This is a genomic window from Bradyrhizobium sp. BRP56, assembly GCF_020194035.1.
GTDB lineage: Bacteria > Pseudomonadota > Alphaproteobacteria > Rhizobiales > Xanthobacteraceae > Bradyrhizobium > Bradyrhizobium australafricanum.
This window is the reverse complement of record NZ_JADYVV010000012.1, coordinates 35,451-44,764: the sequence shown is the minus strand read 5'-3', so window position 1 is coordinate 44,764 and position 9,314 is coordinate 35,451. Positions and strand designations below refer to the sequence as shown.

The 9,314-nt window shown below is 63.3% G+C and carries 18 protein-coding genes; all 18 read left to right on the top strand.

The annotated features are described in order from the left end of the window. The first annotated feature begins 10 nt into the window (after window positions 1–10). The 18 genes from rpsS to I6F38_RS11065 all read left to right on the top strand — a co-directional run bounded on the left by rpsS (window position 11) and on the right by I6F38_RS11065 (window position 9,159). Window positions 11–289, top strand: coding sequence for a 30S ribosomal protein S19 (rpsS, locus tag I6F38_RS11150; protein WP_028335459.1), 279 nt, complete (start codon window positions 11–13; stop codon window positions 287–289). A 10-nt stretch (window positions 290–299) separates the two neighbouring features. Further along, window positions 300–686 (top strand): 50S ribosomal protein L22, encoded by a 387-nt coding sequence (gene rplV, locus I6F38_RS11145; protein ID WP_016843750.1) that lies wholly within the window; start codon window positions 300–302, stop codon window positions 684–686. A gap of 20 nt (window positions 687–706) precedes the next feature. Next, the gene (rpsC, locus tag I6F38_RS11140) at window positions 707–1,408 is read left to right on the top strand and encodes a 30S ribosomal protein S3 (protein WP_016843751.1); all 702 of its coding nucleotides are present in this window, start codon (window positions 707–709) and stop codon (window positions 1,406–1,408) included. Between the two features lie 30 nt (window positions 1,409–1,438). Further along, complete coding sequence (rplP, locus tag I6F38_RS11135) at window positions 1,439–1,852, top strand: 50S ribosomal protein L16 (protein ID WP_016843752.1); 414 nt, start codon at window positions 1,439–1,441, stop codon at window positions 1,850–1,852. Window positions 1,853–1,857: 5 nt separating this feature from the next. Then, window positions 1,858–2,064, top strand: a complete 207-nt coding sequence (rpmC, locus tag I6F38_RS11130) for a 50S ribosomal protein L29 (protein WP_016843753.1) — start codon at window positions 1,858–1,860, stop codon at window positions 2,062–2,064. A 10-nt stretch (window positions 2,065–2,074) separates the two neighbouring features. Continuing rightward, entirely contained in the window at window positions 2,075–2,323 is a 249-nt protein-coding gene (gene rpsQ, locus I6F38_RS11125) for a 30S ribosomal protein S17 (protein WP_016843754.1), read from the top strand. A 75-nt stretch (window positions 2,324–2,398) separates the two neighbouring features. Then, window positions 2,399–2,767 (top strand): 50S ribosomal protein L14, encoded by a 369-nt coding sequence (gene rplN, locus I6F38_RS11120; protein ID WP_011473865.1) that lies wholly within the window; start codon window positions 2,399–2,401, stop codon window positions 2,765–2,767. After that, window positions 2,767–3,081, top strand: coding sequence for a 50S ribosomal protein L24 (gene rplX / locus I6F38_RS11115; RefSeq protein ID WP_016843755.1), 315 nt, complete (start codon window positions 2,767–2,769; stop codon window positions 3,079–3,081). Before rplN ends, rplX begins: the two co-directional genes overlap by 1 nt. Beyond that, the gene (gene rplE, locus I6F38_RS11110) at window positions 3,074–3,631 is read left to right on the top strand and encodes a 50S ribosomal protein L5 (protein ID WP_016843756.1); all 558 of its coding nucleotides are present in this window, start codon (window positions 3,074–3,076) and stop codon (window positions 3,629–3,631) included. The genes rplX and rplE overlap by 8 nt, the downstream gene beginning before the upstream one ends. A 46-nt stretch (window positions 3,632–3,677) precedes the next feature. Further along, window positions 3,678–3,983: a 30S ribosomal protein S14 gene (rpsN, locus tag I6F38_RS11105; RefSeq protein ID WP_225160336.1), complete on the top strand. Its 306-nt coding sequence runs from the start codon at window positions 3,678–3,680 to the stop codon at window positions 3,981–3,983. Between the two features lie 15 nt (window positions 3,984–3,998). Then, on the top strand, window positions 3,999–4,397 hold the full coding sequence (gene rpsH / locus I6F38_RS11100) for a 30S ribosomal protein S8 (RefSeq protein WP_018272133.1): 399 nt from the start codon (window positions 3,999–4,001) through the stop codon (window positions 4,395–4,397). Window positions 4,398–4,411: 14 nt separating this feature from the next. Further along, entirely contained in the window at window positions 4,412–4,945 is a 534-nt protein-coding gene (gene rplF / locus I6F38_RS11095; protein WP_092114986.1) for a 50S ribosomal protein L6, read from the top strand. A gap of 11 nt (window positions 4,946–4,956) precedes the next feature. Further along, window positions 4,957–5,316 (top strand): 50S ribosomal protein L18, encoded by a 360-nt coding sequence (gene rplR / locus I6F38_RS11090; RefSeq protein WP_016843760.1) that lies wholly within the window; start codon window positions 4,957–4,959, stop codon window positions 5,314–5,316. A 58-nt stretch (window positions 5,317–5,374) separates the two neighbouring features. Next, on the top strand, window positions 5,375–5,950 hold the full coding sequence (gene rpsE, locus I6F38_RS11085; protein ID WP_016843761.1) for a 30S ribosomal protein S5: 576 nt from the start codon (window positions 5,375–5,377) through the stop codon (window positions 5,948–5,950). 39 nt (window positions 5,951–5,989) lie between these two features. Continuing rightward, window positions 5,990–6,181: a 50S ribosomal protein L30 gene (gene rpmD / locus I6F38_RS11080; RefSeq protein ID WP_028335461.1), complete on the top strand. Its 192-nt coding sequence runs from the start codon at window positions 5,990–5,992 to the stop codon at window positions 6,179–6,181. A gap of 21 nt (window positions 6,182–6,202) precedes the next feature. Continuing rightward, window positions 6,203–6,688, top strand: a complete 486-nt coding sequence (rplO, locus tag I6F38_RS11075) for a 50S ribosomal protein L15 (protein WP_225160335.1) — start codon at window positions 6,203–6,205, stop codon at window positions 6,686–6,688. Window positions 6,689–6,844: 156 nt separating this feature from the next. Continuing rightward, a complete protein-coding gene (secY, locus tag I6F38_RS11070) occupies window positions 6,845–8,179 on the top strand; it encodes a preprotein translocase subunit SecY (protein ID WP_057019546.1) in 1,335 nt (444 codons plus the stop codon). Between the two features lie 71 nt (window positions 8,180–8,250). Beyond that, window positions 8,251–9,159, top strand: coding sequence for an adenylate kinase (locus I6F38_RS11065; RefSeq protein ID WP_225160334.1), 909 nt, complete (start codon window positions 8,251–8,253; stop codon window positions 9,157–9,159). Window positions 9,160–9,314 lie beyond the last annotated feature (155 nt).

The following is a 9,314-nucleotide window of genomic DNA, read 5'->3' as shown; positions in this document are numbered from 1 at the left end:
AACGCCGGACATGGTTCGTTCAGTCTGGAAAGGCCCGTTCGTCGAGGGTTCTCTGCTCAAGAAGGCAGATGCCGCGCGCTCGTCCGGCCGTCACGACGTTATCAAGATCTGGAGCCGCCGCTCGACCATCCTGCCGCAGTTCGTCGGCCTGACGTTCGGCGTCTATAACGGCCACAAGCACGTGCCGGTGGCAATCAACGAGGAAATGGTGGGTCACAAGTTCGGCGAGTTCTCGCCGACCCGGACCTTCCACGGCCATTCGGGCGACAAGAAAGCCAAGAAGGCTTGAGGATTAACCGATGAGCAAACCAAAGCGCGAACGTAGCCTCGCGGACAATGAGGCCAAGGCCGTCGCCCGCATGCTGCGCGTCAGCCCGCAGAAGCTCAACCTGGTGGCGCAGCTGATCCGCGGCCGCAAGGCGTCCGCTGCGCTCGCCGACCTGCAGTTCTCGCGTAAGCGGATCGCGGTCGATGTCAAGAAGTGCCTGGAATCGGCGATCGCGAACGCCGAGAACAACCATGACCTCGAGGTTGACGATCTGGTCGTCGCCGAGGCGCATGTCGGCAATGGCATCGTGATGAAGCGTTTTGCTCCGCGCGGCCGTGGCCGTTCGGGCCGTGTGTTCAAACCGTTCTCGCACCTGACCATCGTGGTTCGTCAGGTCGAGGCCGAGGCAAGCGCCTAAGAAGGGCGCAGGAGAAGACGATGGGTCAAAAGATCAATCCAATCGGGCTGCGTCTCGGCATCAACCGGACCTGGGACTCCCGTTGGTTCGCCGGCAAGCAGGAATACGGCAAGCTGCTGCACGAGGACGTCAAGATCCGCGAGATCCTGCACAAGGAGCTCAAGCAGGCGGCCGTCGCCCGCATCGTGATCGAGCGTCCGCACAAGAAGTGCCGCGTGACGATTCATTCGGCCCGTCCGGGCGTCGTGATCGGCAAGAAGGGCGCCGACATCGACAAGCTGCGCAAGAAGGTTGCCGACATCACCTCGTCGGACGTCGTGATCAACATCGTCGAAATCCGCAAGCCTGAGCTCGACGCGACCCTGGTCGCTGAATCGATCGCCCAGCAGCTCGAGCGCCGCGTCGCGTTCCGCCGCGCCATGAAGCGCGCCGTGCAGTCGGCGATGCGTCTCGGTGCCGGCGGCATCCGCATCAACTGCTCGGGCCGTCTCGGCGGCGCCGAAATCGCGCGCATGGAGTGGTACCGTGAAGGTCGCGTGCCGCTGCACACGCTGCGCGCCGACGTCGACTACGGCGTTGCCACCGCGTTCACGACCTTCGGCACCTGCGGCGTCAAGGTCTGGATCTTCAAGGGCGAGATCCTCGAGCACGATCCGATGGCCCAGGACAAGAAGATGGCCGAGGGCGACAGCACGCCGCGTTCGCGCCGCGACGCCGCTTGAGGCAAAGCAGGAATTTGAGGGCTTAAAGCCATGATGCAACCTAAGAAAACGAAGTTCCGGAAGGCGCATAAGGGCCGTATCCACGGCGTTGCGACCTCTGGCGCGACGTTGGCGTTCGGCCAGTTCGGCCTGAAGGCGATGGAGCCTGAGCGCGTCACCGCCCGTCAGATCGAAGCCGCCCGCCGCGCGCTGACCCGTCATATGAAGCGCGCCGGCCGCGTCTGGATCCGCGTGTTCCCGGACGTGCCGGTGTCGAAGAAGCCCGCCGAAGTCCGCATGGGCTCCGGCAAGGGTGCCCCGGAATTGTGGGTGGTCCGGATCAAGCCGGGCCGCGTGATGTTCGAGATCGACGGCGTGCCGGTGCAGACCGCGAAGGAAGCGCTGTCGCTCGCCGCCGCCAAGCTGCCGATCAAGACGCGCTTCGTTGCGCGCATTGCGGAGTAATCGCCATGGCCGAGATGAAAGTTGAAGACATTCGCGCGATGAGCGACGACCAGCGGGAAGACGCGATCCTGAATCTGAAGAAGGAACGCTTCAACCTGCGTTTCCAGCGCGCCACCGGGCAGCTGGAGAACACCTCGCGGATGCGGGAAGCCCGCCGCGATATCGCTCGTATCAAGACCATCGCTGCCCAGCAGCGCGCGAAGAAGAAGTAAGGGGCCAGCTATGCCGAAACGTACTCTGCAGGGCGTGGTCGTCAGCGACAAGCAAGCCAAGACCATCGTGGTGCGCGTCGATCGCCGCTTCACCCACCCGATCTACAAGAAGACGATCCGCCGTTCCAAGAACTACCACGCGCACGACGAGAACAACCAGTTCAAGCCGGGCGACATGGTCTGGATCGAGGAATCGAAGCCGATCTCGAAGCTGAAGCGCTGGACCGTGGTCCGGGGCGAACACAAGAAAACGGCCTGATTACCTCGGCCTGGCCGAGGGAATTCAGGGAAATTTTGAGCGCGCTGAAGCGCAGAAAGAGGACGAGGTGCATCAATGATTCAGATGCAGACCAACCTCGACGTGGCCGATAATTCAGGCGCACGCCGTGTCATGTGCATCAAGGTTCTTGGAGGTTCCAAGCGCCGCTATGCCACCGTGGGCGACGTTATCGTTGTGTCGATCAAGGAAGCCATTCCGCGTGGCAAGGTGAAGAAGGGCGACGTGATGAAGGCCGTCGTGGTCCGGGTCCGCAAGGACATCCGTCGCGCCGACGGTTCGGTCATCCGTTTCGACCGCAACGCCGCCGTGCTGATCAACAATCAGTCCGAGCCGGTCGGCACCCGTATCTTCGGGCCGGTGCCGCGCGAGCTGCGCGCCAAGAACCACATGAAGATCATTTCGCTCGCGCCGGAGGTGCTGTGATGGCTGCCAAGATCCGCAAGGGCGACAAGGTGATGGTGCTCACCGGCCGCGACAAGGGTCGCACCGGCGAGGTGTTCGAGGTGCGTCCGGACGAGAACAAGGCTCTCGTTCGCGGCATCAACATGGTGAAGCGTCACCAGAAGCAGACCCAGACCCAGGAAGGCGGCATCATCTCCAAGGAGATGCCGATCGACCTTTCGAACATTGCGTATGTCGGCAAGGACGGAAAGCCGACCCGCATCGGGTTCAAGATTCAGGCCGATGGCAAGAAGGTTCGTGTTGCCAAGAGCTCGGGAGCAGAGATCGATGGCTGATACAGCTTACACGCCGCGTCTGCGCGCGGAGTACGACAAGAAGATCCGCGGCATGATGACCGAGAAGTTCGGTTATGCCAACGTGATGCAGGTGCCGCGCCTCGACAAGGTCGTGCTCAACATGGGCGTGGGCGACTCCGTCAACGACCGCAAGAAGGCCGAGACCGCCGCCGCCGAGCTGACCCAGATCGCCGGCCAGAAGGCGATCGTAACCTATTCGCGGATCGCGATCGCGACCTTCAAGCTGCGTGAGAACCAGCCGATCGGCTGCAAGGTCACGCTGCGCAAGACCCATATGTACGAGTTCATCGACCGCCTGGTGAACGTGGCGCTGCCCCGCGTCCGCGACTTCCGCGGCCTGAACCCGAAGAGCTTCGACGGCCGCGGCAACTATTCGCTCGGTATCAAGGAGCACATCATTTTCCCCGAGATCGACTTCGACAAGGTCTCGGAAGCGCGTGGCATGGACATCACGGTCTGCACCACCGCCAAGACCGACGACGAGGCGCGCGCCTTGTTGACCGCTTTCAATTTCCCGTTCCGGCAGTGAGTAGCTGAGCCAAAGCCACTCAAACGCGGATACCCAGGAGCCAAGCATGGCAAAGAAGAGTTCAGTCGAGAAGAACAACCGGCGCAAGCGGATGGCGAAGAACGCCAGCCCGCGCCGCGAGAAGCTGAAGGCGATCATCGCCGACAAGACCAAGCCCATGGAAGAGCGCTTCGCGGCGACGCTGAAGCTCGCCGAGATGCCGCGCAACTCGTCGCCGACGCGCATCCGCAACCGTTGCGAGCTGACCGGGCGTCCGCGCTCGAACTATCGCAAGAACAAGCTCTCGCGCATCGCGCTGCGTGAACTCGGCTCCAAGGGCCTGGTTCCCGGCCTCGTGAAGTCGAGCTGGTAAGGGAGGGTCGGAACAATGTCTACGCACGATCCGATCAGCGATCTCATCACCCGCATCCGCAACGCGCAGATGCGCTCCAAGTCCAAGGTCTCGAGCCCCGGCTCGAAGATGCGCGCCAACGTGCTCGAGGTGCTGAAGTCCGAGGGTTACATCCGCGGCTACGCCAGCGTCGAACATGCCTCGGGCCGCAGCGAGCTCGAGATCGAGCTGAAGTATTTCGACGGCGAGCCCGTCATCCGCGAGATCGAGCGGGTGTCGAAGCCGGGCCGCCGCGTTTACGCCTCGGTGAAGAACCTGCCGCGCGTGAACAACGGTCTCGGCATTTCGGTGTTGTCGACGCCGAAGGGAATCATGGCTGACCACCAGGCGCGCGACGCCAACGTGGGCGGCGAAGTTCTCTTCACGGTGTTCTGAGGAAGGATTTTACGATGTCACGTATCGGCAAAAGGCCGGTGGCGATCCCGTCGGGTGTGACGGCAAGCGTCGAGGGCCAGACGGTGAAGGTGAAGGGGCCGAAGGGCCAGCTTCAGTTCGTCGTGCATGACGACGTCGAGGTGAAGTTCGAGAACGGCCAGGTCAAGGTCGCTCCGCGGGTCAAGACCAACCGCGCGCAGGCGATGTACGGCACCGCGCGCGCGCAGGTCGCCAACCTCGTCGAGGGCGTCACCAAGGGCTTCGAGAAGAAGCTCGAGATCACCGGCGTCGGCTACCGCGCCGCGATGCAGGGCAAGAACCTGCAGCTCGCGCTCGGCTACAGCCACGACGTGGTGTACGCGATCCCGGAAGGCATCACCATCGCGGTGCCGAAGCCGACCGAGATCACGATCACCGGCAACGATCCGCAGCGCGTCGGCCAGGTCGCCGCGGAGATCCGCGCCTACCGTCCGCCGGAGCCCTACAAGGGCAAGGGCGTGAAGTACGCCAACGAATTCATCTTCCGCAAGGAAGGCAAGAAGAAGTAACGGAGCCGGTCATGTCACTCAAGGTTACGAATGCCCGGCGCAAGCAGCGCGTGCGCCTTGCGCTTCGCCGCTCGGCAGGCGGCCGTCCGCGGCTGTCGGTGTTCCGCTCGTCCAAGCACATCTACGCCCAGGTCATCGACGACCAGAAGGGCGAGACGCTCGCTTCCGCCTCGTCGCTGGAGAAGACCATGCGCGACGCCGGCAAGACCGGCGCCGACATCGATGCGGCGAAGGCGGTCGGCAAGCTGCTCGCCGAGCGCGCGGCGCAGAAGGGTGTCAAGGAAGTCGTGTTCGATCGCGGCGCCTACATCTATCACGGGCGCGTCAAGGCGCTCGCGGATGCGGCGCGCGAAGGCGGATTGAGCTTCTAAACTTTACGAACGATGACGAGGAAAGAGGCGCAAGGCCTCCTAGAGATTGGAAAACACCATGGCAGGTGAACGCGAACGCGGCGGACGCGAACGGAGCAGGGAGCGCGAGGAGCGCGACAGCGAGTTCGTCGACAAGCTCGTCCACATCAATCGCGTGGCGAAGGTCGTCAAGGGCGGCAAGCGCTTCGGCTTTGCGGCGCTGGTCGTGATCGGCGACCAGAAGGGCCGGGTCGGGTTCGGCCACGGCAAGGCGCGCGAAGTTCCGGAAGCGATCCGCAAGGCGACCGAATCGGCGAAGCGCAACCTGACGCGCGTCGCGCTTCGCGAAGGCCGCACGCTGCATCACGACATCGCCGGCCGTCACGGCGCCGGCCGCGTCTACCTGCGTGCCGCTCCGGCCGGTACCGGCATCATCGCCGGCGGCCCGATGCGCGCGGTGTTCGAGACGCTCGGCATCCAGGACGTGGTGGCGAAGTCGATCGGCTCGTCGAATCCCTATAACATGGTTCGCGCGACGTTCGACGCGCTGAAGCATCAGGATTCGCCGCGCTCGGTGGCGGCACGCCGCAACATCAAGGTCTCCACCCTGCAGTCGCGCCGCGTCGGCGGCGACGCCGAAGTGGTGGCGGAATAACAACGCGCGCTTCTCGAAGCGCTATTCGGAGTTACTGTCATGGCCAAGGCCAGCAAGACCATCAAGGTCGAGCAGATCGGCAGCGCAATCCGCCGCCATCACTCGCAGCGTTCGACGCTGATCGGCCTCAAGCTCAACAAGATCGGCCGGGTCGCCGAGCTGCAGGATACCCCTGAAGTTCGCGGCATGATCAGCAAGGTTCAGCATCTCGTCCGCGTCGTCGGCGAGTAAGCAGAGATAAGGAGAAGGGCGATGAAGCTCAGCGATATCGCCGACAACGCCGGCTCGCGCAAGAAGCGCATGCGTGTCGGCCGTGGCATCGGTTCCGGCAAGGGCAAGACCTCGGGCCGCGGCGGCAAGGGCCAGACCGCGCGTTCGGGCGTCCGCGTCAAGGGTTTCGAAGGCGGCCAGATGCCGATGCATCGCCGTCTGCCGAAGCGCGGCTTCAACAACATCTTCCGGCTCGACTTCGCCGAGATCAATCTCGACCGTCTGCAGGAAGCGATCGACAACAAGCTGGTTGATGCGAGCGCGACGGTGAACGTCGAATCGCTGGTCAAGGCCGGCGTGCTGCGCCGCGCCAAGGACGGCCTGCGGCTGCTCGGCCGCGGCGAGATCAAGACCAAGCTGACCATCGAGGTGCACGGCGCTTCCAAGTCGGCCATTGCCGCGGTCGAGAAGGCCGGCGGCTCGGTCAAGATCCTGGCCCCCGCCAAGGAAGAAGGCGAGGCGGCGTAACATCTGCGTCATTGCCCGCGACGCGCGGGCAATCCGCAGATCGAATGATGGACTTATCGAGGCCGAGCACCAGATAATGTCCGGTGTCTGCCGGCGCCCAGGGAATTGATCTCTTTGGGGGCGCCGGCGAATGGGGCTCCGGGAGAAAGCCGAAACATGGTCTCAGCAGCCGAACAACTTGCCGCCAACCTCAATTTCGGACAGCTGGCGAAAGCCGACGAGCTGAAGAAGCGCATCTGGTTCACCCTGGGTGCGCTGCTTGTTTATCGGCTCGGCACCTACATCCCGCTGCCCGGCATCGATCCCAACATCTGGGAGCAGGTATTCCGCAGCCAGTCCGGCGGCATCCTCGGCATGTTCAACATGTTCGCCGGCGGCGGCATCCACCGCATGGCGATCTTCGCGCTGAACATCATGCCGTACATCTCGGCATCGATCATCGTGCAGCTGCTGACCACCGTGTCGCCGCAGCTCGAGGCGCTCAAGAAGGAAGGCGAGGCGGGCCGCAAGACGCTGAACCAGTACACCCGCTATCTGACGGTGATCCTGGCGCTGTTCCAGTCCTACGGCATCGCGATCGGCCTCGAAGGCGCCGGCAATGTCGTCAGCGACCCCGGCATGTTCTTCCGGATCTCGACCGCGATCACGCTGACCGGCGGCACCATGTTCCTGATGTGGCTCGGCGAGCAGATCACCTCGCGCGGCATCGGCAACGGTATCTCGCTGATCATCCTGTCCGGCATCGTCGCCGAGCTGCCGTCGGCGCTCGCCAACATGCTGGAACTCGGCCGCCAGGGTGCGATGTCGACCGGCCTGATCCTGATCGTCATCGTGATGGCGGTCGCCGTGATCGCCTTCATCGTGTTCATGGAGCGCGCGCAGCGCCGGCTTTTGATCCAGTATCCGAAGCGCCAGGTCGGCAACAAGATGTTCGAGGGCCAGTCCTCGCATCTGCCGCTCAAGCTCAACACCTCGGGCGTGATTCCGCCGATCTTCGCCTCGTCGCTGCTGCTGCTGCCGACCACGGTCGCGAACTTCAACGCCGGCAAGGGGCCGGAATGGTTCCAGTGGATCACGACCCAGCTCAGCCACGGCCGGCCGCTGTTCCTGTTCATGTATCTCGCGCTGATCGTGTTCTTCGCGTTCTTCTACACCGCGATCGTGTTCAATCCGACCGAGACCGCGGACAATCTGAAGAAGCATGGCGGCTTCATCCCGGGCATCCGGCCGGGCGAGCGCACCGCCGAGTATATCGACTATGTGCTGTCGCGCATCACGGTGCTCGGCGCGGTCTATCTCGCGATCGTCTGCCTGATTCCTGAAATTCTGATTTCCTACGCATCGGTCCCGTTCTACTTTGGCGGCACCTCGCTGTTGATCGTCGTCAGCGTGACGATGGATACGGTGTCGCAGGTGCAGGGCTATCTGCTCGCTCATCAGTATGAGGGGCTGATCAGGAAGTCGAAGCTCAGGGGAGGCCGCCGCCGCTGATCGCGGTTCGGCTTCGAACTCAAAACACAGGTGTGCGGACGTCGCCCACCTAGCCGGGGGGCGAAACAGATATGAGATTGATCCTTTTGGGGCCGCCGGGCTCGGGCAAGGGAACCCAGGCGCAGCGGCTGGTGCACAAGTACGGCATCGTCCAGCTCTCGACCGGTGAGATGCTGCGCGCTGCGGTCGCCGCGGGCACGCCGGTCGGCTTGCAGGCCAAGGAGATCATGGCCAATGGCGGGCTGGTTCCAGACGAGGTCGTGGTGGGAATCATCGCCGACCGGATCGAGGAGCCCGATGCCAAGAAGGGGTTCATTCTCGACGGCTTCCCGCGCACCGTGCCGCAGGCCGAGGCGCTCGACGATCTGCTCCGGAAAAAGCACCTCAAGCTCGACGCGGTGGTTGAGCTCCGCGTCAACGAGAGCGCGCTGCTCGCCCGCGTTGAGAAGCGTGCCGAGGAAACCCGCGCGCGCGGCGAGGAAGTCCGCCTCGACGACACGCCGGAAGTGCTGACCAAGCGCCTGGCGCAGTACCGTTCGCTGACGGAGCCGCTGATTCACTATTATTCGGAGCGGCGGAAGCTCCTGACGGTCGATGGCATGATGACCATCGAGCACGTCACACGCGAGATCAACCGGATCCTGACCGCACTCGGCGCGCTGGAACCGAAGGATCACGAGGATCACGCCCCGAAGGCGGCTAAAAAGGCCGCCAAGGCGGCCATGAAGGCCAGCAAGAAGCCGGCCAGGAAGGCAGCAAAACCAGCCAAAAAGGCCGCCAAATCGTCCCGGAAGGCTGCCAAGGCGCCCTCCAGGGCCAAAGTGACCAAGAAAACCGTGAAGAAAACCGTGAAGAAGGCCGTGAAGAAGGCCGTGAAGAAGGCGGTAAAGACGGCCGCCCGCGCCGCGAAAGCCCGCAAGGGAGCAAAGACGGCCAAAAAGGCGGCAAAAAAGCTCACGAAAAAGCGAGCTAAACGCTAGGAGCGGTTGACGAAACCGACATGAATCCTTTAATAAGCCCCGCATCCAAGTTGGATAGTTTTATGACGATGCCGGGCCCCGAAGGACATGAGGGGAGGGCGTCGTGTTCGCGTTTGTGGACACAAGCCCGAGAGAGCAAGCACTTGAGAAGCCCG